Source organism: Elusimicrobiota bacterium, assembly GCA_026388155.1.
Lineage (GTDB): Bacteria > Elusimicrobiota > Elusimicrobia > Elusimicrobiales > UBA9959 > UBA9634.
Map to the genome: position 1 here is coordinate 122,611 of JAPLKI010000016.1, position 23,496 is coordinate 146,106.

17 protein-coding genes and 1 riboswitch are annotated in these 23,496 nt (G+C 53.7%); of the genes, 8 read left to right on the plus strand and 9 right to left on the minus strand.

Features of this window, described 5'->3' with window-relative positions; all coding sequences use genetic code 11:
- Nucleotides 1-102 precede the first annotated feature (102 nt).
- The 4 genes from NTX59_06760 to purB all read right to left on the minus strand — a co-directional run bounded on the left by NTX59_06760 (nt 103) and on the right by purB (nt 4,948).
- Nucleotides 103-924 carry an electron transfer flavoprotein subunit beta/FixA family protein gene (locus NTX59_06760; protein ID MCX5785372.1) on the minus strand — a complete coding sequence of 274 codons (822 nt, stop codon included), beginning with the start codon at nt 922-924 and terminating at the stop codon, nt 103-105.
- A gap of 27 nt (nt 925-951) precedes the next feature.
- Nucleotides 952-2,106: an acyl-CoA dehydrogenase family protein gene (locus tag NTX59_06765; protein ID MCX5785373.1), complete on the minus strand. Its 1,155-nt coding sequence runs from the start codon at nt 2,104-2,106 to the stop codon at nt 952-954.
- A gap of 83 nt (nt 2,107-2,189) precedes the next feature.
- Nucleotides 2,190-3,215: an adenylosuccinate synthetase gene (locus tag NTX59_06770; GenBank protein MCX5785374.1), complete on the minus strand. Its 1,026-nt coding sequence runs from the start codon at nt 3,213-3,215 to the stop codon at nt 2,190-2,192.
- Nucleotides 3,216-3,574: 359 nt separating this feature from the next.
- Entirely contained in the window at nt 3,575-4,948 is a 1,374-nt protein-coding gene (purB, locus tag NTX59_06775; GenBank protein ID MCX5785375.1) for an adenylosuccinate lyase, read from the minus strand.
- A 240-nt stretch (nt 4,949-5,188) separates the two neighbouring features.
- Between purB and NTX59_06780 the strand changes: the two genes are divergently transcribed.
- The 6 genes from NTX59_06780 to NTX59_06805 all read left to right on the plus strand — a co-directional run bounded on the left by NTX59_06780 (nt 5,189) and on the right by NTX59_06805 (nt 10,681).
- Nucleotides 5,189-5,956 carry a MotA/TolQ/ExbB proton channel family protein gene (locus tag NTX59_06780; protein ID MCX5785376.1) on the plus strand — a complete coding sequence of 256 codons (768 nt, stop codon included), beginning with the start codon at nt 5,189-5,191 and terminating at the stop codon, nt 5,954-5,956.
- 3 nt (nt 5,957-5,959) lie between these two features.
- Nucleotides 5,960-6,586, plus strand: coding sequence for an OmpA family protein (locus NTX59_06785; GenBank protein ID MCX5785377.1), 627 nt, complete (start codon nt 5,960-5,962; stop codon nt 6,584-6,586).
- 103 nt (nt 6,587-6,689) lie between these two features.
- On the plus strand, nt 6,690-8,819 hold the full coding sequence (locus NTX59_06790) for an ATP-binding protein (protein ID MCX5785378.1): 2,130 nt from the start codon (nt 6,690-6,692) through the stop codon (nt 8,817-8,819).
- A gap of 406 nt (nt 8,820-9,225) precedes the next feature.
- Complete coding sequence (locus NTX59_06795) at nt 9,226-9,603, plus strand: response regulator (GenBank protein ID MCX5785379.1); 378 nt, start codon at nt 9,226-9,228, stop codon at nt 9,601-9,603.
- Between the two features lie 2 nt (nt 9,604-9,605).
- Nucleotides 9,606-9,983, plus strand: a complete 378-nt coding sequence (locus tag NTX59_06800; protein ID MCX5785380.1) for a response regulator — start codon at nt 9,606-9,608, stop codon at nt 9,981-9,983.
- A complete protein-coding gene (locus tag NTX59_06805; GenBank protein ID MCX5785381.1) occupies nt 9,980-10,681 on the plus strand; it encodes a response regulator transcription factor in 702 nt (233 codons plus the stop codon). Before NTX59_06800 ends, NTX59_06805 begins: the two co-directional genes overlap by 4 nt.
- Before the next feature lie 31 nt (nt 10,682-10,712).
- On the opposite strand, the gene NTX59_06810 is transcribed toward NTX59_06805, so the two are convergent.
- From NTX59_06810 to NTX59_06830, 5 genes are all read right to left on the minus strand, one after another.
- Complete coding sequence (locus tag NTX59_06810) at nt 10,713-12,734, minus strand: ATP-binding protein (protein ID MCX5785382.1); 2,022 nt, start codon at nt 12,732-12,734, stop codon at nt 10,713-10,715.
- A gap of 5 nt (nt 12,735-12,739) precedes the next feature.
- Nucleotides 12,740-14,167: a hypothetical protein gene (locus NTX59_06815; GenBank protein ID MCX5785383.1), complete on the minus strand. Its 1,428-nt coding sequence runs from the start codon at nt 14,165-14,167 to the stop codon at nt 12,740-12,742.
- A gap of 151 nt (nt 14,168-14,318) precedes the next feature.
- Nucleotides 14,319-15,743 (minus strand): HAMP domain-containing sensor histidine kinase, encoded by a 1,425-nt coding sequence (locus NTX59_06820; protein MCX5785384.1) that lies wholly within the window; start codon nt 15,741-15,743, stop codon nt 14,319-14,321.
- A 109-nt stretch (nt 15,744-15,852) separates the two neighbouring features.
- A complete protein-coding gene (locus tag NTX59_06825) occupies nt 15,853-17,865 on the minus strand; it encodes a hypothetical protein (protein ID MCX5785385.1) in 2,013 nt (670 codons plus the stop codon).
- Between the two features lie 110 nt (nt 17,866-17,975).
- Nucleotides 17,976-18,413, minus strand: coding sequence for a gliding motility-associated C-terminal domain-containing protein (locus NTX59_06830; protein MCX5785386.1), 438 nt, complete (start codon nt 18,411-18,413; stop codon nt 17,976-17,978).
- A 112-nt stretch (nt 18,414-18,525) separates the two neighbouring features.
- Between NTX59_06830 and NTX59_06835 the strand changes: the two genes are divergently transcribed.
- Together NTX59_06835 and NTX59_06840 are read left to right on the plus strand one after the other, a co-directional pair.
- Complete coding sequence (locus NTX59_06835) at nt 18,526-20,187, plus strand: gliding motility-associated C-terminal domain-containing protein (protein ID MCX5785387.1); 1,662 nt, start codon at nt 18,526-18,528, stop codon at nt 20,185-20,187.
- Nucleotides 20,188-20,264: 77 nt separating this feature from the next.
- The gene (locus NTX59_06840; GenBank protein ID MCX5785388.1) at nt 20,265-23,240 is read left to right on the plus strand and encodes a hypothetical protein; all 2,976 of its coding nucleotides are present in this window, start codon (nt 20,265-20,267) and stop codon (nt 23,238-23,240) included.
- A gap of 33 nt (nt 23,241-23,273) precedes the next feature.
- Nucleotides 23,274-23,400, plus strand: a riboswitch (FMN riboswitch).
- Nucleotides 23,401-23,496 lie beyond the last annotated feature (96 nt).

Consider the following 23,496-nt stretch of genomic DNA (forward strand, 5'->3'; position numbering starts at 1 on the left):
AAAAAAATAATCGGTCCGCTATACGGCTCCAGGGGAAACCGCGGTGCGGTGTCCCCTCAGCTGTTGGGAAAGGGTGCAACCCGCTCCCGGCCCTCCGGCGGATTACGTTACGATGTCTTTCAGCAATTCAATCAGCTCTTTTGAAATATCCGCCGTTTCGCCTTTTAATATTTCGCCGCCTTTTCTGGGTGCGGGCGTAAATATTTTTATCACGCGCGTAGGCGAACCGTCGAGCCCCAATGATTTTGGATCCGCTCCAAGGTCATGCGCGGTCCATTTTGATATCTTCGCTGACTTGGCCCGCATCATTCCCTTTAACGACGGCAGGCGCGGAGTATTTATTTCTTTTACCACGGTGAACAGGCAGGGGAGCGGGGTTTCAACTATATCATAGCCCTCTTCCGTCATGCGCTCCACTTTCGCCGTGCCTGCCCCGCACTTTGGCCCGTTCGGAAAAAGTGCGGGGGTTGCGGAGATGTTTTCTATTTTTTTGACATAGGTGACCTGGGGAATGTCCAGGTGGGTGGATATACCGGGACCGACCTGCGCGGTATCTCCGTCGGAGGCCTGCTTCCCGCATATTATAACGTCAAAAGCGCCGACCTTCCGTATAGCGGCCGCGAGCGTGTAGCTTGTAGCCCAGGTGTCGGAACCCGCGAACTTCCGGTCGCTTACAAGGACGGCTTCGTCGCAGCCTAATGATAGCGCTTCTTTCAGCGCGTTCTCGGCCTGCGGAGGGCCCATGGTGAGAACCGTGACTTTTCCGCCGAAACGCTCTTTCAGGCGCACAGCTTCTTCGATCGCGTATGCGTCAAACGGATTTATAACGCTCTCCACCCCCTCCCGGATAAGCGTATTTGTTACCGGGTCTATCCTTACATCCGTGGTGTTCGGCACCTGTTTTATGCAGACGATGATGTTCATTGGTTAGAGTTTAGAACTCAGAATTTACTATTTCTTCAGGCTTTCCTTGATCATGTTCGCGGCTATTACGTTGCGCTGCACCTGGCTTGTGCCCTCGTAGATCTGCGTGATCTTTGCGTCGCGCATATATTTTTCCACAGGATAATCCCGCATATAGCCGTAACCGCCGAATATCTGTACGGCGTCGGTTGTGACTTTCATCGCCACATCGCTCGCAAAAAGCTTTGCCATCGCGGATTCTTTCGCCACGGATTTCGCGCCCGAGTCCACCATGCGTGCCGTGGCGTATACCAGCGCGCGCGCCGCTTCCACCTGGGTACCCATGTCGGCCAGCATATGCTGGATAGCCTGAAAACTTGAGATGGGCTGGCCGAACTGGACCCGCGTTCTGGCATATTCCACGGCGTGATCCAGCGCGCCCTGCGCTATACCGACCGCCTGCGACGCCACTCCCGGCCTTGAGTTATCGAACGTCTTCAGCGCGACAATAAAACCCATGCCCTCTTTGGATATGAGATTCGCGGCGGGCACCTGACAGTCGGTGAATATGACCTCCCGCGTGGCCGAGGCGCGTATTCCCAGCTTTTTTTCTTTCTTGCCGAAATCCATGCCCTTAGTGCCTTTTTCAACGATGAACGCGCTCGCGCCCCGCGTTCCCTTTGTCTTATCGGTCATCGCTATCACCGTGTAGACTTCCGCCTCTCCCGCGTTCGTTATCCACTGCTTGGTCCCGTTCAATATGTAGTGGTCGCCTTCTTTTCTGGCGGTTGTTTTTATTGAGCCCGCGTCCGAGCCGGCCTCGGCCTCGGTTATGCAGAACGCGGCGAGCCTTTTGCCCTTGGCTATGTCGGGCAGGAACCTCTGCTTCTGCTCTTCCGAGCCATACAAAAGTATCGGGATAGCCCCAAGTCCCGTACCCGCAAATCCAAGCGCTATGCCGCCGCAGGCTCTGGACAATTCCTCGGTCACAAGGCACATGTCCATGATGCCGCCGCCCAGGCCCCCGTATTGTTCCGGTATGTAGACGCCGAACAGGTCGCTGTCGGCCAGTATTTTCATTATCGGCCAGGCGAATTCTTCGGTCTCGTCGTAATGCGCCGCGACGGGCTTTATTTTTTCATCGGCGATTTTCTTCGCTAGATCGCGCGTCATGATCTGTTGTTCGGTCAGTAAATAGTTCATGGTCACCTCCGTGAATAGGCTGAAGGCTAAAGGCTGAGGGCTGAAGGTTTACAAGAGAATTTTCTTAACTTCAGCCTTCAGCCTTAAGCCTTCCTCAGGTCAAGCACATCCAGAAGCCCTGGGCCGTAGGAAACGAGTGAAAGTTCCGGATACGGATAAATTCCAGACAGGCGCTCTATCCTGTCAAGGAAAGCCCGGGCTTTCCCCTTTATGTCGGAAAGTTTCGCGGGGGAGGCTCCGCCCTGATATAGATCTATGTGAGTCACCGCAAGGCGCGTAGCGGAGTTTATGGCTATTGCCCTGAAAGCGGTTTTTTCCTCAAACTCGCCTATGCGCCGCAGTCGCCCGCTTACCGAGCCCACCTCACGGCCTTTTGTGTGGTGGAGTTTCATCTTTTTGGGATCTTTCACTTCTTTTTCAAGAGGCCCGGGGCCCACGCGGGTGACATAGGGCTTGAATATGGCGTAAACATCGCGCACATATTTCGGGCCCAGGCCCGCTTCGGCCAGAAAAGTTGAGGCGGTGGTGTCGCGCGACGTGACGAAGGGATATTCCCCGTGCAGGAGGGAAAGCTTTATTCCCTGTGTTCCTTCAAGCAGCACCTTATCCCCGTTGCTCAGGGCTTTATTGAGCAGGCCGGCGACATCCTTAATAAAAGGTTTGAGGCGGGGTTCGTCTTTGGCGAAACGTATCTTCCTGCGCTCGATCCTTTCTTTTACCGCCTCTCCCAGGCCTGTGCCCACACTGCCGATGTTGTTCATTATGCGGGCGTCGGCACGTTCTTTCTCCATCTGCCGCGCTTCTATCACCACTGCGTTAGGATCTATTATGACGCGGTTAGCGGAGCCGGTGTCGGCCATTTCCTTCAGGAGCCAGTCGGTTATAAAATAGGTGCCGGCGCCAAGCACCAGTTTGGCGTTCTTGTTCACAAAACCGGCCGGAATGGATTTAAGCGCGAAGATACGGTCTTTGAAGAAAACGGTGTGACCGGCATTGGGGCCTCCGACCTTTATTGAATACCGGTAATCGTCTTTATAAGCCAGGTAGGCGCAAATCTTGCCCTTGCCTTCGTCCCCCCCCTGTCCGCCAACTATAATATCAACCGGCATATTGAACCTCCAAATACTTGCCCCGCTCTTTTGGTGCGCAACTCCTGACTCTACAAACAGCGTGCTGCCTATACGTCTTTTGCTACGGCCAAAAGAGCGGGGCTTGCGTAGGTGCCGTAACAGGCACAAGCCTATGGCAGTGCCGTATCAGGGCCTATGGCCATCAAACGGCCTGTGTGCCTCAGACGGCCAATACTTGCCCCGCTCTTTTGGTGCGCAACTCCTGACTCTGCAAACAACGTGCTGCCTATACGTCTATTGCTACGGCCAAAAGGGCGGGGCTTGCGTAGGAGGGGAAACCGCCATGCGGTGTCCCCTAAGCTGTCGGGAAAGGGTCGTCTGCAAAGGCACGATGTGTATCAGACGGCCATTTTGGCCAGTTTCCCGGCCAGCCCGATGTAAGGTTTGGCAAGTAGCGCCCTTAATTCCGCGCGCACCGCCGGTTTTACCGCTAGTTTTTCCACGAACGTTTTAAGGTCCCGCATGGTGACGTCCCGCCCGCGCGTGAGGGCCTTAAGCGCTTCGTAGGGTTTGCTGAAACCGTGTTTGCGCAGTATGGTTTGAATGCCTTCCGCATAAATTTCCGGGCGGTCGCCAAGCATTTGGGCGGCTCGAGCCGGGTCAACGGCCATGCGTTCCAGCCCGGCTATTACGGAGCGGTAGGCTATAAGGCAGTGTGCGAAGGCCGTTCCAAAATTGCGTTCCACAGTGGAGTCCGATAAATCCCGCTGGAGCCTTGAAACAGGCAGCTTGGCCGAGAAAAAACCGGCCAGGGCATTTGCGAGCCCAAGGTTTCCCTCGGCGTTCTCAAATTGGATCGGGTTTATCTTTTGCGGCATGGCGGAAGACCCGACTTCCTGTTCCAGCGCTTTCTGGATGATCAGCCCGTCGCTTATGTAGCGCCACAGGTCCTGAACCAGGTCGAGCAGCACAGTATTTGTCCGGCGCAGGTTGTCAAAGAGTTCGGCATACGTGTCATGCGGATCTATCTGGGTGGCGAAGCGGTTCAACCTTAATTTTATATCAAGGTCCTGATTAAGACTTCCTACCAGGTTTCTAGAGAACCTGAGCCAGTCAACGGCCGGCCACGCGGCTGTATGAGCGTTATAATTTCCGGCGGCTCCGCTGAATTTTACCGAGATGGTAAGGGCGCTAAGCCCGGAGACCTGGCGGTTCAGGCGTTCGGAGAAAACCCGGAATTCCTTGCCGAAGGTGGTGCCCACCGCGCTCTGGCCGTGTGTTCGGGCGAGCAGGGGGGTCAGAGCGTGAGCGTTCGCGAGCGCGGATAGTTTTTTTGTTATAACTCTCAATTCCGGTATCAGCACGCGGCTAAGGGCCTGCGAAAGCATTATGGCGTAGGCTATGTTGTTTATATCCTCGGAGGTGAGTGCGAAATGAGCGTATTCTTTCAGGCCGCGCATGGAGGTGGCTGCCAGTTCATCCTTAAGGTAGTATTCCACCGCCTTCATGTCGTGGTTGATTTTCGCCTCGGTTTTTTTTATTTTTTTCAGCGCGGCCGCGGAACCTTCCGCTACCCGCGCGAGCCTGCGCCGCTCCGCGCTTGTAAGTTTTCGTATGCCGGTCCCCGGCCAGCCGCACAGCAGTTCCAGATAGGCGCATTCCGCTTCGAGGCGGCGGCCTATAAGGGCGGCTTCGGAAAAATAGGGCCGCAGGGGTGCCGTAATCGCGGCGTACCGTCCGTCCACCGGGCTGATATTAAGAATGGAGTCCATGTGCCTATGTTACCAAATAACAAAATCGGGTTACAATTCCTGTGAAGAAAATGTGCAATGGCTCAAAGGGGCAAAATTAAAGGATACCCCTCACTTTATGTCTCTGTTCCGTTCCCGCTCTGCCTTTCTTAAGCTGGGCTCGGCGCCTCTATTTTTTATATTATATTTATGTAAGAAATAGTTAATACCGGACAAGTATAATAAAAGTGTGCGGGCCACGGATTTTAAAAGGACAAAATCATGGATGTAATGACAATAGCGGGTTTCGCGTTGGGCGCTGCGGTTGTAATCTGGGGTGTGCTTTCCACCAGTATAGCCGACAAGCTTTTTAACCCTCAAGGTATTGTGCTGGTTTTGGGCGGGACGCTCGCGGCTACGGTGGTAAACACCTCATTTACAAGGTTTTCCAGCGGGGTGAAGGCGTTTTTTAATATTTTTTTAACCCCTCCCGTCCCCTCTTTGGCGGAATGTGTGAGCGTGGTGACGGGGCTTGCGGATACCGCGCAGAAGCAGGGCGGCCTTATGGCCCTGCAGAATGTGGACGGGCGTTTCGCCGGAGGTTTTCTTAAACGCGCGGTGAGCGTGGCCATGATAAGCGCCCAGTCGCATGAAACCCGGGCTATATTGGAGGAAGAGGTGCGCCGCCGCCGGCTGGACATACAGGAAGACTCCAACCTTTACCGCACCATGGGCGTGCTTTCACCCATGTTCGGCCTTATAGGCACCCTTTTCGGCATCATACAGACTCTCAGCAATATTTCAGACCCCGCGGCGATAGGCAAATCTATGGCCGTGGCGATCAGTTCCGCTTTTTTCGGTATCGCCCTGTCCAATCTTGTTTTTGTGCCGGTGGCGAATAAAATCCGCTTGCGCGCGATGGAGGAAACACTTGCGCTGCAGGTACTGCTTGAAGGGGTGCTTGATATAATGGCCGGAAAAACGCCGCACCTTATAGAAATACATCTGCGCGGTTACGAGAAGCAGTCAGCGTCATCCGCCAAGGGATAAACCATGCGTTTTTACGAAAGGGAAGACGAGCTTGAAAACGAACTGAACCGCGGGGCGCTGTGGGCTATTACCTACGGAGACATGATGAGTTATCTGATGATCTTCTTCATGATCCTGTTCGCCTTTTACAGTTCCAAAAATATTACCTCCCAGTTTAGCGTGAAAAGCCTTGAGGAAACTTTCGGGCACGATAACCAGATAGTCAGCACTCTTTTTTCAAAACATGGCATACAACAGATAGCGCAGGTTGAAATTTCGGCCAACAAGATAACCATAAATTTTGCGGAGCCCATCCTGTTCGACCCGGGAAGCGATAATTTGAAAGCCTCCTCTTTCCCGCATTTACAGGACCTGGCGAAGGTTTTCAGCGAGCTGCCGAACCCCATACAAATTGAAGGCCACACCGACAACAGGCCGCTGGGCAGGAATGCCCGCTACCGTTCCAACTGGGAATTGTCAGCCGCCCGGGCTTTCTCGGTGCTGAGGTTTTTCCTTTCCAAGGGGGTAGCGCCCGAGAAGCTTTCGGCCGTGGGTTATGGCGAGTTCAAGCCCATAAAGAGCAATGATACCCCGGAGGGCCGCGGAGCCAACCGGCGCATCGAGATAAATATAATCCGGCATGAAATATAATGACAGCAGGGGCTAGCGCTTAGGGGCTAGGGGAGAGGTGTAAGGAACTCCTGCCCTAAACTCTCTACCTTCGCCTCTATACCCTGGCGATGTATCGTAAATCATGAAACTTACCACCAGATTCTTTCTTATACTGCTCGGCATAGCTGTGGTGCCTCTATTGCTGTCGGTCGCCTGGAACATCAAGCAGTATAACTCCTCTGTTACCAGCTATTACGATCTGCACAAGGGCATTTCAAGCCTTTCCGCCGCCAACGTGGACGAATGGTTCCTGGGTGTTAACAGGGACCTTGCTTTTCTCTATGAAATAGAAAATCCGCTTAATAAAAAGAATATCAGCGACATTCAGGTAATCCAACAGGCTACGCGCATTAATTCCGATATCATGTCGCTCAGCATGCTTGCCAAGGACGGGAAGGAGCTGTTTTTCCTGCAGAGCGAGACTGTACAATCGGCCAGCCCTCTTGCATCTTATCAAACCGAGCTGATAAAAAGAGTGCAGGCAAGCGGCATCGTTTCCGGCGGGGATGTTTTGTGCCTTAGCCGCCACGCTTATTATCCGCTGGCCTACCCGCTGGTGGACGGGCGGGTGGTGGTTTTCCATTTTTTAATGGATAAGCTTCTGGCAAAAATAAATTCACAGGAGACCGGCCGTACCGGGGAAGTTGTGCTGACCGACGGCCGGGGCAGGGCGCTGCCGTGCCAGAGATTACGCGGCGGCAAACCGGATCCGGCGGAATTGCTGAGGATCTTCCGCGCCGGCGGCAGGACGGGGCGGCTTGACGCCATTACGATTGTGGGCAAGCCCTATTCAGGCGCCTACTCTGCCGTGGGCAAACTGGACTGGGCGGCCCTGTCCGTGCAGACGGATGACGAGCTTTACGGCCGCCAGAAAAAATCCATATTTATCTTTTCAGTGTTCGCCGTGACGGTATTCGCCATAACGCTTTTTGTGGTGTTTTTGATTTCAAACCGCATTATAGGCCCCATCAACAACATGGTCAACGGGGTGAAGGGTTTTCTTAAAAACCAGCACCTTGACAAAATAATACCGGCGGTAGGCTGGCCCGAGATAAAAATACTGGTCGGCGTTTTAAACCGCATGATGCTGGAGCTGCAGGCCTACCGCGCTTTCCAGCTTAACCAGATAGTGGAAGAGAAAAATAAGGCCCAGGCTCTTATCGATACGATCCCCGACGGGGTGCTGCTTATCGACGACAGGGGCGGCCTTATCTATTCCAATCAGACGGCGCTGAACCTGCTTGGCATACCAAGGATGGCGGCTGATGTCCTGATACCGCGCTCCGTAAAAAACGAGGCTTTTTACGCGGAATTTTCCAAACTGAGCCTGTCCAAAGAAAAATTTTTCCGTTCGGAGCTGGAAGCCCCTCTTTCTAACACTACCTCCACCGTGCTGAAAAGTTTCCGCATAATAGCCAACCAGTTCATGCTGGCTACCCTGAAACGCCACGGCCGCGTCATTATTATCAGGGATATAAGCTACGAAAAGGAGCTTGAAAAGGCGAAGGAAGATTTTTTCCACATGATTACCCACGATATGCGCGCTCCGCTTGCCACCATACAGGGTTATGCCGAACTGCTGATGAAAAAAGTTCCCCCCTCGCCTTCCACGGACAAGTATTTTAAAAGTGTGCTTTATTCTTCCAGGCGCCTGCGGGGTATGATAGACGATATTTTAAATACCACCAAGCTTGAGCGCGGCACCATGGCTCTCCAGATAGATAAAATGTCCGCCGGCGAGCTTATAACCAGAGTCTGCGAAAACCACGAACCGGTGGCGGGCCCGAAGAACATAAAGATAAGCGCGCCGCAGCCTGCCGTTCCGATTATATTCAACGGTGACCCGATTCTTCTTGAGCGCGTGGTCACAAACATTGTGGGCAACGCCTTGAAGTTCACGCCTTCCGGAGGCAGTATAACGCTTTCCTGTTCGGAAACCGCGGACGAGGTTCTTTTTAGCGTGCGGGACACCGGCCCCGGCATACCGGAAGACAAGCGGCAGATGATCTTTGAGAAATATTCCCAGATGGAAGAGCATAAAAGCATGGGTTTCGGCCTGGGGCTTGCCATGTGCAAGATGACCGTGGAGCTGCATAAGGGCAAGATATGGGTGGAGTCGGAGGTGGGTAAGGGCAGCGATTTCCTTTTCACAGTTTCAAAAAAAATGACGCAGGAGGCAAAACCCGAGACGCAAGCTGAAACAAAAGCTTGATTAAACGCGCGCATTTTTGTTTAGTATGTCAGAGTTGCAAAAAAACAGTTTTCTCAAGCCGGCAGACCGGGAAGCACCGGGCGTCACCTTATAAAGCCCGGCGGCTAATCCGCCCCAATGCCTGCGCAGGTGCCGTAACAGGGCCTATGGCCATCAGACGGCCGTGCGCTGTGCAGTGCGTCACGGGGTGCGACAGATGGAGGATAGTTTCTCCTCGTTATTCAGGAAATTTCCGCTTCGGGAGGTTCAGCGCAGCGACCAAGCGAAGCGCAGGAAGCAAGCGACGAGTTAATGGAGGGCAGAGCCCTCCTTGTGGAGCACCGGGCGTCACCTTATAAAGCCCGGCGGCTAATCCGCCCCGTGCGCTGTGCAGTGCGTCACGGGGTGCGACAATGAGGACCGCTATATGCTAACTATACTTGTGATCGATGATAGTTTTGAATTCAAGACCATGGTGTCCGACTATTTCATGGAGCTGGGCTACAAACTCGAAACCGCCGAAGAAGGCCGTGAAGGCATATTAAAAGCCAAGACCAAGAAGCCGGATATTATATTCCTTGATGTGATGATGCCGGGTGTGGGCGGCATAGAAGTGATCCGCGAATTGCAGTTGGACGATGATACCCGTAATATCCCGATACTTGTAATTACCGGCACTTACCTTAATAAGAACCTGGGCGAACTTTTCAGGCAGGAGCCCAACTGCCGCGAGTTCATGAGCAAAACCGTGGAAATGTCCTTTCTTCAAAAAAAAGTTGAAGCGCACCTGCCCAAAAAAACCTGAAAATGACCGCTCCCTTAGCGCCCTTAGTGCTTGTTGTAGACGATGAGGCCGATTACCTTGCCATAGCCGCCAGGCTGTTGAAAGGCGCCGGCTACAGGATTTTAGAATCCGCCTGCGGACTTGACGGAGTGGCGGCGGCCGGAAAAAACAGGCCCGGCCTTATCCTGCTTGACATAGGGCTTCCAGATATAAGCGGGCTTGAAGCCGCCCGTAGAATACGCAAGCTCCCCTCCATGTCGCGCGTGCCGATACTTTTTTTTACCGTCCGCTCTGAAACTAATATCGTGGCGGAGGGCCTGAAAATCCCTGATACAGGGTACATCCTCAAGCCTTTTGACATGCAGGAGCTGCTTGCCAGGGTTGAGGCGCTTTTAGCATGAGGCCGGACGCCAGGTTTCGCCTCGCGCTTGTAAGCGCGGACCCCGCCGAGGTTAAAGAGTTGAAAGCCGCGCTTTGGGGACTGAGGCCCGAAATTTACCCGAAAGCGGCGCTCCTCCTTAATGTTTTAGCCAAAAAATCCCCCGAACTGGTAATCATCGGCGTAACTCCGCCTTCCATCAGCGCCCGCGACCTGATTTCCGTGCTGCGCGGCTGCGGCGGGCGGCGGCTTGTTTTGGTCGGTTTGCTTGCCGCTCCGGACGCGCGCATAGCGGGTGAAACACTGGCCGCCGGCGCAGATGAATGCTTCGCTTTCCCTCCCGATCCCGCGCTTTTCAGGGCGCGGCTCCTGAACCTTCTTGCCCGGGCACGGCTGAATAAAGAAGACGCGCCGGAGCCGGAAGTAATCCGGCTCGGACAACTTGAAGCGCGCCCGCTTGAAAGGACCGTTCTTTTTTCGGGGAAAAGCCTGAAGCTGACGGCTCTTGAATTTGATCTTTTACTTTACTTCCTCTCGCGGCAAGGCCGGGTGGTATCGCGCGGTACGCTTGTGGAGCAGGTGTGGCGCAGGGATTTCGGAGTGAACGCGCGCGCGGTGGATAAGAGGATAGAGGTTTTGCGTTTCAAGCTGGGGAGTTTCGGCCGGGCCATCCGCACCGTTTTCGGCCTAGGATATATGTTTAAGGCTGAAGGTTTATAAAGGAATTTCCTAAACTTCAGTCTTCAGCCTTCTATTTAGGCAGCTCCCTTGCTATCGGCAGTGTAAGCTCAACTAAAGCCCCTCTCATCTTACCGTTTTTAGCCGTGAGCTTTCCGCCGTGTTTGCGGGCCACGGCTTCGGCAATGGTAAGCCCGATGCCGACTTTGTCCTTGCCTCCCGGGTTAAAGGGCAGAAATAGTTTCTCAAGTGCTTCCTGGCTGAAGCCGGGCCCCGAATCCTCAAAGGCAAAGACGGCTTCTGCTTCGTTTTCCGAGGCTTTAAGCACCAGCTTTAGAGCGCCGCCGGCTCCAAGATGTTCGTAGGCGTTCGTTATTATATTGGTAAACGCAAGTTTGAGTTTTTGCGCGTTTATCCGTGCCGTGGCGTACGGCATAAGTATTTGCTTTGAAAGCGCGAGTCTTTTCGTGCGGAAAGTCGTTTCCCAGTGCGCCGCCTGATCGGACAGAAAATGCGCCAGGTTTTCTTCTGAAAGCTCAGGCGTTTCCTCGTCCATATATTCCCGCCAGCCTTTAATAATTTCCACCGCGTCAGCCAGGCTTTTAAGGGAAGGTTCAAAGCCGCGCCGCTCGGGAACCGAAAGTCTTATGCTGAACCCTTTTATGCCCTTTGAAGCCTTTTCCAGGCTTGCGCTGACCTTATCGGTGAAATTAAACTGCTCGCGTTTTATTAATTCGGTTATGTGCAGATTTTTGCGTTTTAAATCGTCAATTTCGCGTTCCAGCGCCCCCACCCTCTTGTTCTCTTCCTTCAGGTCCGTAAGCGTCCTTTCTTTTTCTTCCAGGCGGCGCATAAGCGCGGCGGCGTATTCCTGGTTTTTTACCAGGCGTTCGTTGAGCGTCTCAGTGTTTTCCTGGAGAATTCTTATTTTTACCAGAGCTTTTTTATGTATTTCCTTTTCCTGGAATAGGTCGGCGGATCTGTCGCGTAAAATCAGGTTGATCTTTTCAATGTCGGAATTTCTGGCCTCAAGGGCCGCCTGAACCGCCCGTGTTTTTTGCGAGCTTTCTTCAAGCCCGCGCCTTAATTCCGCCGCCTTTTCCTGCAGACCGAAAATCTGTTTTACGGCTCCGGTAAAATTACTTTTTTGCTCCTCGGCTTTCAGGCGCGTTCCGGCCAGCTCGAATTCAAGCTCCGAAGAGAGAGCTTCGGCTTTTCGCGCGGTTTCCTTGTACTCCGCGCAGCGGTTTTCGGCGTCTTTCAGGCGTTCTTCAAGCCCGCTCCGCGAGGCCAGGACGGCCGCGAGCCGGTTTTCAAGCTCGATTTTCTCTCCGGCAGAAAGCGCGAGGCGGTTTTCCTTGAGTTCAAGCTGCGCCCTCAAAGCCGCCGCCGCTTCCTCTTGCTCCGCTATCCCGCGCCTGAGCGCGGAGTTGTTTTTCTCCAGATTTACTATTTTTTCGGCGGTTTTGCCCAGTACGGCTTTAAAAGCGCTCGTTTGATGCAGCGCGCGTTTCCGTGCGGCAACGGCTTCTCCAAGCCTGGCCGCGAGAATTTCGTAGGCCGAGGCCGTTTTTCCGGAGGCAAGACAATCGGCTTTTATTATTTCGGCGATTTCTCCAAGCGATGTCAGAGCGGCTGCTTTGCCCTGCAGGGCGTCCACCGCCCTCTGCCTTGCGGCAAGGGTCTCTTTTAAACCGGCCAGTTCCGAGCGCAGGGCCGCGATCTCGGCTTCCAAAATAGAATTCTCCCCTTTTTTCCCGGCGAGCTCCTCCGCTAAAGCCGCCTCGCGTCCGGGGGCATTGCCCGCGCTTTCATTCAGTTTCCGCGCTCTGGCTACGATGTCCGCATCCCCCTCAATTTTTCCTTGCAGGGCGGAGATTTCAGTTTTCAGCCCGGTTTCCCGTTCCAGACATTCTTTTAGAGCCCGCTCCAGGTGCGCGAGCCTTGAACTCAAAGCGGACGCCTCTTGTGCGGTTTTTTTGCGGTCCTCAATGGCGCTTGAGGCGCTCTCTTGCGCGTCGCGCACGCTTTGCCAGAGATAATCCATCTCGGAGTAAATGGTTTTATCGGGGATGTTTTCCATTCCTTCACCCATAGAAATCAGCCTCGCGTCGGAAGCGTTGTGCGGCCTTTTCTTTCCAGTTCAAGCGCCGCGGCAATTATTTTCGCCCTTGCGTTGATGGTCTTTTCCAACTCCTGGGGGCCTGAAAGCAGATCTTTAACGATAAGTCGCACATCTTCAGACATGAGTTTAGTCACGTTGGCGGCGCTGGCAGGCGGGATACCCGCCAGTGCGCAGGCCCAGTCGGCGTATGGCCGCGCCACCACAACGGGCCGCAGGTTCTTTTCTTCAAGGTGGCAGATATCTTCAAAGGTAAACAGGCTCTTTGTGATTTCTCTCGATTTTTCCGGGTTTGAGCGGGCAAGCTGCTCAATAATCTCGTTGCGCTCGGTTTCGTTTACAAGGCTCAGCATGCGGCTGAGTTTTTCCGTGCCTTTCAGGCTTTTTTCCATTTTCATGCGCAGTTCGTTCTCAATTTCATATATCCGCTCCGGCTCCGCCTGCTTCAGGCTGATCAGCTGGTCCGTTACGGCCTGCTTTTTTTCAGGCGGAAGAGCGAGCAGCAGGCGGGATGACAGATGAGGCTGTTTATCCGCCAAGTTCGCGATAATGATAGCCGCGTCTTCCTGCGGCAGCTCGCCCACAAATTCAGCGGCGAGGGTCTGAGGGAGTTTTTCAAGGAAGTCAAAGGCCTGTCCCGCTTCGATCATGCCGCCTGGCGCGGCGCCGGTTTCCACATCTATCACTTCTCCCACTTCTCCGGTTTCACCTCCCCCGCCCGACGCCTGGGGGCCCGCGGCGGGGCCCTCGCCTCTGGAGACTCCTGCGTTAAGCTTGGCGTAGTCAATGAAATTATTGAGCAGTTTTGAGACCAGGGCGTAGGCGAAAAGAGCCAATATCACGAGCCCCAGCGCCCCCGCCAGGGCCGCCAGAAGAATTTTGCGGTTCTCGGGGGAGTACAGCAGATCGTTCCACCAGGGGATCATGTCCGCCTTAGCGGTGATAATGCTGTCGCCGCGCTGTTCGTTCAGCCGCAGCGTATCGGAAATCAGAAGTTTGGCGGCGTTTATTCTGTTGTCGGGCACGCTCCGGTCAAAAATAAGCGAGACGCTCAGCTTTTTAAGGCGAAATTCCGAGCTGCGTTCGCCTTCCTCGCGCTGCTGCTTAATATACTGGCTCGTTTTCTCCAACAGGCTTGAGCCGGCATATCCCGGCAGGGGAAGACTTTCCTCCTGCTGGGGGGTGGCGGATTCGCTTTTTGCCTTCAGCAGTATTTCACCCTCGGCGTTTACAAAAACCCGGGTTTTGCCTTTTCCCACCAGCTGCTCAAGGAGATTTCCCACATCGGCCTGCAGACGGGAGGAAATTTCAGCTTCCCTGAGCGGGGAGGTGTTCAGCGGTTCCTCGGCGGCAAACGCGCCGGACCATAGAAGCGAGAGTAAAAGAGCTAAATAGATTGTTTTCATAGTAAGAACAGGTACAGAAACATTTATTTTCACTCAGAAGACAGGATTCAGTAGTCAGAATTCAGAATTCTTGAATATTCTGGTTCCTGAATTCTGACTTCTGGCTACCTGAGTAGTTGCTATATTCTAACTAATTGCCGTTACAAAGTTATTACGGGTTTATATTCCGCGGGACCTCAAACCAGAAAAGAGCTCCCCCTTCAGGCGCCGCTCCGGCTCCGATACGGCCTTTATGCAGCTCCACAATGGCCTTTGAAAGCGCGAGTCCGAGACCGGTGCCCTTTTTTTGGGCTCCGCGCGCGGTCTGGCCGAAAACGGAAAACAGGCCTTTGATCTCCTCCGGCTCAATGCCGGGACCCTCGTCGCGCACTTCCACCCGCAGTTTTTCCCCGTCCATAAAGGCCGAAATTCCGACCTCCTTTCCCGCGGGGGTGAATTTCAGGGCGTTTGAGACTAAATTAGTAAGCGCGTGCGTTGTAAGTTCCCGGTCAAGAAGCATTGGGCCGCGGCAGCCGGAAATATCCACCGTTAGTTTGACGCCTTTTTTTGCGGCTTCAGAGCCGAAAAATGCCGCGAGATCTTCAATAAGCGCGCCCGGCTCATAGTTTGAAAGGCGCAGTTCCATTTTTCCCCTTTCAATCTTGGCCAGATCGAGCATGACGGTGACAAAATTTGACAGGCGCGAAGCATTGGTCTTTATGCGCGCCAGATCGCTCAGTTCACGGCGCGTCCAGGCCCTGCCATCCCGCAGCAGCAGTTCCACATAGCTTTCTATCGCGCCCAGAGGGGAGCGCAACTCGTGGGTAATTGAGGAAATAAAATTTTTTTTCATGGCCTCCAGCTCCAGCAGTCTCGCCGACATGGCGTTGAAAGTGCGCGCAAGTTCGGCGATCTCATCGGAGCCGCGGGCCTCTATTTCGGCGCCAAAACGGCCTTCCCCCACGGCGCTGGCGGCGGCGGAAAGCCTTTTCAGACGCCTGGTAAGATGATAGGAGAGGGCAAAGCCGGCGCCCGCTGAAACAAAAAGTGAACATAGAAAGGCGATAGACAAATCGCGATAAACGGCGGTCAGGCGCGCCCGGACCTCGCTTTCCAGGTATGCCGCGTCAAATTCAAGCCTGGCCGCGTACTTGAGCGAATGGATTTCTTCTACCGGGTTTTTTGCAGGCCCCGCCCTTTTGGCCGGGGAGGTGCGGTTAATTATCTTGTCTTTCTCCGATGGCAATTTCCCCCGGCCCCAAAAGAGCGGGGCAGGCGGCGGGGCGCGCCTGAGCCTTGCCGGAGTCCGTCTTGGTTTTATCGGCCTGAATCCGCGGCCCAGGTCCAGTTCGGCGCCTGCGAGCTCCGGGCGGCTTGAAAGCAAGTCCGAGAGGTAATCCACCACCATAAGCGGATCTGCGGCCAGTTCCGCTTCCGAGAGAATGTCGCGTGTTCCGCTGATAAGCAGGGCGGCCCTTTCCTTATGCGTTCTGACAAGCTCTCTCTCCTGAAACTTTATAAAAAAGAAAGAAAGCGCAAGAGAGGCCGTGGCGGCTATAACAAGCAGCGCGGCGCTTAATTTATAATACAGTTTCATGGTAAGTCCAAAGTATATGTATAGAGAATAGGGGTTAGAGAATAGCGGTTAGGGAAGGAGTTCCTTATTTCCAGCCCTCACCCCTATATGCTAGCCCCTATCCTCTGCTTTATCTCGACAGCCTTATTATCCTTTCAAGCGCCTTCTTGGCCTGGGTGTTTCCGGGATCCAGTGTGAGTATTCTTCTGAATATGTCGGCCGCTTTGCCGTAGTCGCTTTTTGTGTAGAAGTCGGCGCCCTGCTGATATAATTTCTCTATTTCCCTCGGGTCTTTGCCGGAAGGCTTCGGCGTTTCCTTTGCCGCCGCCGCCCCCGGCCCCGTCGCCGTAGCAGCCGTAGTGCCCGCAGTGGCCGGAGTCTGCCAATTCGGGCCCTGCTGGGACTTGGCCTCGGCTATCGCTTTAACAAGTTTTTCCTTTTCCGTCGGGTCGGTTTCAAGTTTAAGGGCGCGTTCCCAGTCCTTATCCGCCTGGATGTAATTGCCAAGCAGATAATGGCAGGAACCGCTTTTCTTTAGCGCGATCGGATTGTCCTTCTCAAATTCCATCGCTGCATCCAGCCGCTCCAGGGCGTCCTCATATTTCTTTTGCGCGTAGAAAAGATCCGATTCCTCAATTTTATATTGGGGCCAGCCGCGGTTGAAAGTCACCGGCACCCTGTCCGCCTTAATGCGCGATACTTCTTCGGCCTTGTCGACGAAGTTTGAGAGGGTCGAATCCTGCTGGTTGAGGCTTTGGGCGTATGAAAGTTCATGCATGGCGTTTATGTCCTTTCCGCGTAAAAAATCCCGAATCCCCGACGAAAGAAGCTGGGTGGCCTTGTCACGGCCCTCCTTTGGCGGCATGGCCGGATAAAAAGCTGCCACCGCGGCTAAGCGGCGGGTAAGATTTATCACCGAAGTGTCCGGCAGTAATTCCCCCGCCTTGTCTACTAACAGCTTACTTGCCGCCTGGTAGTTCTCTTTTTCAACTTCGGCGTTTATTTGCGCGAGACGCGGGTCATCAAGGCTTGCCGTGTCGCGCCCGCTCTTATAGTCCGCCGCTTCCCGGATTTTTTTGTACTGCTCAAGGAATTCGGTCGCCGCCTGCTCATCCGCCGTGGGAGAGCCGAAATGGTAGACCATGGCCAGTTTATGGCTGCCGATAGTATTCTGCACGGTTCCAAGCGGTATTGAAAAACCGTAATCGAACTGAATTTTGCTTATCTTGTAGGAGAGGCCGGCTGTAATCTGCCTGAATTCCCTGTCTCCTATGCCCAGCGACATCCTTGCCGAAATATCACCCTTGTCCAGACTTGGGAAAGTTTTTTCCGCGCCGAAAATAAACTGCTTGTCCTGCGTGCCGCCAGGGCCCTTTTGCATCTTAATTTCCGAGGTAAGCAGAAGCCACAGGGCTTTGTACGACGCGCCCAAACGGGTTTTCATGGGTACGGGATCTTTTTGCGAGAAGCCGACATCGGGCTGGTTCGCGTCCAGTACGGCCAGCCCCAGAGTATAGTGTTTATCCAGGCGGTAAAGAATACCCAGGTCCGCGCCCAGGGCGGATTTGGAGTTCGCCCCCACCAGAACGGGGTCGGATGCGTTTGTGGCTGAAATACCGTCCACGGAATTAACGGCATTATAGGCTTCGTCCAGGCGGGAGAAGGAGTGTGTGAGGTACTTTAGCGAAGTGCCGACGGAAAATTTTTCCAAAGAAGTACCTTTAGGAAAACGGTATCCGTATGAAAGTTGCATGGCTTTTTCAGCGTAAATCCCGGAAAGTGAGAATTGGTTCCATAAAAAGCCAAGTCCGCCCAGGCGTCCGTTATCCAGCGGCATGGCGAAGGCGGCGTTGCTCAGCCCGAGGCTTGAGCCGTCGCTAAGCCCGCTGTATAATATGGAATGCGAGGCCATGGCTTTTGGCCGTCCTATATCCGCAAGGCCCGCCGGGTTGTAATAAATTGCGTTTATATCGTCGGCCACGGCCGTGAAGGCATCCCCCATGCCGGCGGCCCTGGCGCCGAGGCCCATGTCCTCAAAAGCGGCGAAAGCGGGATACTGGGTACAGGGTATTGGGCACAGGATAAAAGCGAGCAGGATTGCCAAAAATGACGCTGGCCGTTTATTCTGCGCTAGAATATTCATAAATATACTCTACCGTTCGCTATACGCCGTAAGCCTTAAGCCATAAGCCAGGGAAGCTTCCTTATTAGCCCTATAGCCTAAGGCTTATAGTTTATGGCTTTTGTAACTGCTCACCGTATCACTACTACGGTGCCCTTATAAACTCTCTTTTCAAGTCTTATCTGGTAAAGATACACCCCCCCGGGTTTTTTGCCGCCGGAATTGGGGTCCCATTCCAGGTCGTAGTAGTAAGAACTATCAAGATGTATTGTTTTAAGACGCATCTGGGCCACTTCCGCGCCGGCCAGATCGTATATCGTAGCCTCTATGGCGGCCGCCCGCGGGTTGTAACACTGGAAAACAAAAGTGTCGTTTTTATGGTCGCCGTTAGGCGTGACCAATCTTGAAAGGGCGCGGGAGTCGCCGACATTTATGGCGGCGCGCGGCATTGTTAAACACGCCAGCAGTAAAACAGCCGAAGCCAGTGTCCACCTGCTGACCTGCGGCAGGCTTGCCGGCGCCCGCTTTGGTTTTTTATAAGGCGATTCCATACATTTGCTATTTGCCATTTGCTATTCACAATTCTACTTTTCAATTGTGACTATTTTATTACGGAATTATGGATGGTGTCAGTCATTTGTTTGTAATAATTTAGTCGCAAGGGAAAGATATACTTTAGCCATGAAGCTAAGCTTGCGGGCGGCTTTTCCGCCCATGCTTTTTGCGTTGCTTTTCTGCGCGCCGGCCATGGCTGCACGGACGGCTTCGCTTTCTTTTGCCGACATCAACGGGATAATGTCCTATGGTTCCGGCATGATGTATTCATCGGATTTTGAATCGGAGGGTAACGCCCAGGAACTGGCGGTTTCAACCGGGGACGCGGAGTCCTACTCAGGGCGTTCCGGTAAGTTGTCTTTTTGGCCCATGCCCGCGCCGGTAAATAATTTAGCCGCTGTGGCTTTTTCAAGCAACACCCTTCGCCTTGTATGGACGGCTCCCACGGCGGACTGGACCCACAACAGGGGGGCCGCGCTGAGTTATATTCTGCGCTACAGCACGGCGATTCCGATTACGAGCGACGCCGGTTTCCGCTCCGCATCCGATTTTTCGCAAGATTGGCCGCCGCTGGGGCCCGGGTCGGGTGAGGAACGGATAATTGAAAACTTTAATCCGGGAACCACCTATTATTTTTCCATAGAGAGCGTCAACGATCAGGGATTTAGCTCCGAAATATCAAATTCAGTTATAGCTTCGGCGCTCCCGCCGCTTCCCCCCATAAATTTAAATGTGATCTCATCCGGAACTTCCTCATATCGCGTAACCTGGATGGCGCCGACCGGCTATCAGAACCGCATTCCCTTTGGCAGCCGCTTTGCCCCGGCCTCACCCTACGAGGTGAATAGTTACCAGGTGTTTCGGGCTACAGCGTCCGCGAACGCCGATTGGCGGTTTATAGCTGAAGTCTCTTCCGGCGTATTCGCCTGGACCGATGTAGTGGACCAGGGTTCGCAATACTACTATCATGTAAAAGCTATAAATAAGGCGGGGGCCTCGCAGCCGTCTTACGCGAGGGCAGGCCAGTCGGGCGCTCTTTATTTTCTGGCGCCGGATAACGAAAGTGTATTGGAGGTGCCTGGCGACGCCGCAGGCCAATTCTTCTCGGCCGGCGCCGACCCGCTTGATACGTATTCAATAGAAATATCCACCCATCCCGAGGAGATATCCGGAATAGTGGTTAAGTCGGTGGAGTTCGCCGCTTATAAAGGCGGCCTGCAGCGGGATGACACATTTAAACTGTCCAAGCCCTCCGTTTTGAGGCTGTATTACCAAAAGAACGGCGCGGAAATAGTCCCCTCAGCCGCGGACAGCGCCAGAAGCCCGCGGCAGGCCAAAGTCACCGCTTTGACCGCCGCAAAAGCCCTAAGCCTTTATTTTTATAATGGAGCCAAGTGGCTTCAGCTTTACGGCAAAGTGGACGAGACCGGAAAAAATATTCAACTTAACACCACGCTTTTGGGGCGTTATCAGATCCGCTCAACCGAGCGTCCAGGCGGTTTTTCGGCTGATCTCTCCGGTCTCTCCAACCGCCTTATAACTCCCAACGGCGACGGCAAAAATGATACCATGGTCTTTATTTTTGACAACCCCGATGACACGGCGGTGAAAGGCCGTATATTTGATATTAAAGGCTTGTTTGTGGCCACAATGAAGAAAGGACTGGTGGCAAATTCTCTGGTTTGGGACGCGAAAGCCGGAGGCCAGGCGGTGCCGGGCGGCGTCTACATTTATCAGATAGAAGCAAGCGGCCATGTGTACAACGGAACGGTGGTGGTCGTAAAGTAGCGAATAGCAGACTTACTTCTCTATACTGGAACTTATCATTGGCGGGTTTTTAAGGGATTTTTAAACGCGGAGGATTTATGAATTCAATAGAAAACGGTAATTTGCGGATTTCCCGAAAAATCAGGCGCAGTGTCGGTTCTTTTCTCTTCCTGTTGCCCGTTACCGGCTGCCTGTTGCCTTCCTATGCCGCCATCACGCCGACCCTGAGTTATCAGGGCTTTCTGCTGAACAAGGTGACTAATTTGGCCGTTGATACGCCGCAGGACATGAAATTTATTTTTTATGACGCGCCTCAGTCCGGAAACGCGCTTTTCACCGAGAGCCGCTCTAATGTCCCGGTTCTGAAAGGACGCTATGATGTGGAGATAGGTTCGGTAACCGGCGGCATACCGTTTTCCGTGTTCCGGGGAGATACGGAGATTTGGCTTGAAATACAGGTTAAGAACCAAAGCAGCAATTACGAGGCAATGTTGCCGAGGATAAAAATGCAGGCTTCTCCTTACTCCTTCAACTCCCTCTACGCTTCCACAGCTTCCGCCGCCACTCAAAATTTCTCGGCCGATACCATAAATGCTTTGCCGCAAACCCAAAACGGCGCCATAACAGTTTCCACAAATATCGTTGTGCAGGGCGGACTTTCCGTGACCGGCATTGTGGAAAGCAAAGTCGGCGGTTTTATGTTTCCCGACGGCCATACGCAGACGGAGGCCGCCGCCCAAAATATGTGGAAGCTGAGCGGCACCGGCAACGACCTTTACAGCGTAAACACGGGCAATGTGGGTATCGCCAACGACACGCCGCAGGCCCGGCTTGATGTTCTTTCTGCCGGCTCCGCGCAGACCGACATGGCGCAGATATGGCGTGATTCCGGCGGCGTGATAAAGGCCTCCATGTCCGCCACCGGCGTAATGACGGCGGCAAAGTTCGTTGGCGACGGCACGGGACTTTCAGGCCTGGTCTTAAAGGCCGGCGATTCCATGACAGGCCCGCTGACGGTGACTTCTCCGCTCGGATTGTCCGCTCCCAAAATAAAGCTTGCCGACAATGTAGAGCTTTCTTCAGCTACGACGGCTTTCCAGGGCGGCGTCTATATTTCAACCAATGTGTATCTGCCTGCGGGGGCGAAATACTATGGCGACGGTTCCCAGCTTCAAGGCGTGCCGGTGGTCGACCCGACGAAAGTGGCCAAGAACGGCGACACAATGACCGGACAGCTGACCCTGGGTAATAACTCCACGATGACCGTAACCGGCAATGCTTTCTCCGTGGGAGGAAGCACTTTCTCCATTTCCGGGGGTAATACCGCCGTGGGCAGTTCTTCCTACCTGGCGCGGCTTACCGTGGGTGGAGGAATTATCGCCACTTCAAGTATAACAACACAGGCAGGGCTTTATGCGGATGCAATAACAATAGGAGGAATGCTGCCTGGTTACACCTCCAGGGCCATCTTCAGCAATTTCGACACCTATAGTATAGAAACCGCTTCCAGCGTAATGGTTCACACGGGCATAGTGACGGCTCCTGATTTTGTGGCTACAACCGGGCGATTTACAGGGCGATTTACAGGTGACGGTTCAGGGCTGACAAATATTAACGGGACCGACACCAATAAAGTTTCAAAGGCAGGCGACATCATGACCGGGAGTTTGCTGATAACAGGCTCAAACCTGCAAACCTACTCATTTACGGTTTCAAGCCCCTCCAGTGTGAACGCGTACAGCCTGGCTGTAACCACCGATGGATATGTGGGTGTGCAGGTTTCAGCCCCCACCGCTCCGCTTGAGGTTAATCAGCAGATAAAAATTTCAAACTCCGCCAAGAACGGTTTCATAAGCTGGGCCTCACTGGGCGGCGGCGTCAGCCAGGGCGCTTTGGGTTTTCCGGCCGGCACAAGGGACCTGGTCTACCGGGCGGCCGGTTCGGACCCGGTCACCGGCGGCCAGGAAGCGTTCAGAATAAGATCCGACCAATCCGGAAACTGGAGCGCGGGCATCGGAACCGCTGCTCCGCAAGCGGGATTGCATATAAACGCAAATACACTTTTCGGGGCTGACCTGAATTCGCCTATAATGTATGTGAGCACAAATTCTTCCGGCGTGGGTATTTCAACTACCTCAATTACCAGCAAACTGACGGTCGATGGCGGCATTCTTGCCACTTCTTCAATTACCGCGCGCGGCGGCTATTATGGAAACCAGAGCGGTATTACCCTTAACGGCAATACCGGCATTGGAAGCAGTCCGTCGCCGGATGCGGGTCTATATGTGGCGAAGGCCGGCGCTGCGTATACCCTGGCCGTAGGCATGCATGGTACACCTGATGAGTACACCAAGTATTATGATTTTGCCGTCACTGCAGGAGGCCGTGTAGGCATTGGTTTGGATTTTAATACAACCGAGCCGACTAATAATTTGCAGGTCGTTAACTCAATAAGGATAGGCGCCGAGGACGGCGGGGATTCCATAGCTTCTCTTATTTTGCGCCCGGTTGGCGGCCCCACCTATATAAGCTGGAGCGAAAACCAATCCGGCTACCGGAACAAAGGTGTTTTGGGCTTCGCGCTCAATTCCAATGATCTGGTTTACAAAGCCGGCGCAAGCGATCTCAGCAATGGCGTTGAGGTTTTCAGGATCGCCGCCAATTCCTCCGGCGGCTCATGGAAATTCGGTATAGGGACTAACAACCCGACGGAAAGGTTCCATGTGGCAACCAACGTGCTTATAAGCACGGCCGCTACTTCTCCTATACTTTTTGTAAGCACGGCCAGCGGCAATGTGGGGATAGGCACCAGTTCCCCCGCTACGCCGCTGGATGTGCGGGGCACGGCAAGTTTTGGAAGCGCGGCTACCCGCTCCACTATTACAGCCGAGGGTTTTTGGCAGCCGCGTTGGCTCACCTCAGCCGAAATACAGACGCTTCCTGCAACCGCGGTCGGCCAGGTTATTGGCAGTTCGACCTTACAAGACCTTTGTGTCTCCACCGGTGTAGTGGCCGGCTCATGGGTGCGGGTTGGTTTCGGGACCCCATCAGGGAATAATAATGCGTGTTGGTAAATTCTGTTTCTCCTCTTATTTGCTATAATTATTTTAGTTCTTCAGGGCGGGGTGTAATTCCCCACCGGCGGTAACCTCCTAAGGAAGCCCGCAAGCCCGCGAGGGCAGACCCGGTTAAACTCCGGGGCCGACGGTACAGTCCGGATGAAAGAAGAACGATAACAGCAGCGAACAGCAAATAGCGAATAGAGAATAGCGAACAATTTCCTTTTCTCTGAATGCCTCCACCCCTAATCGCTAATAGCTATTCGCAATT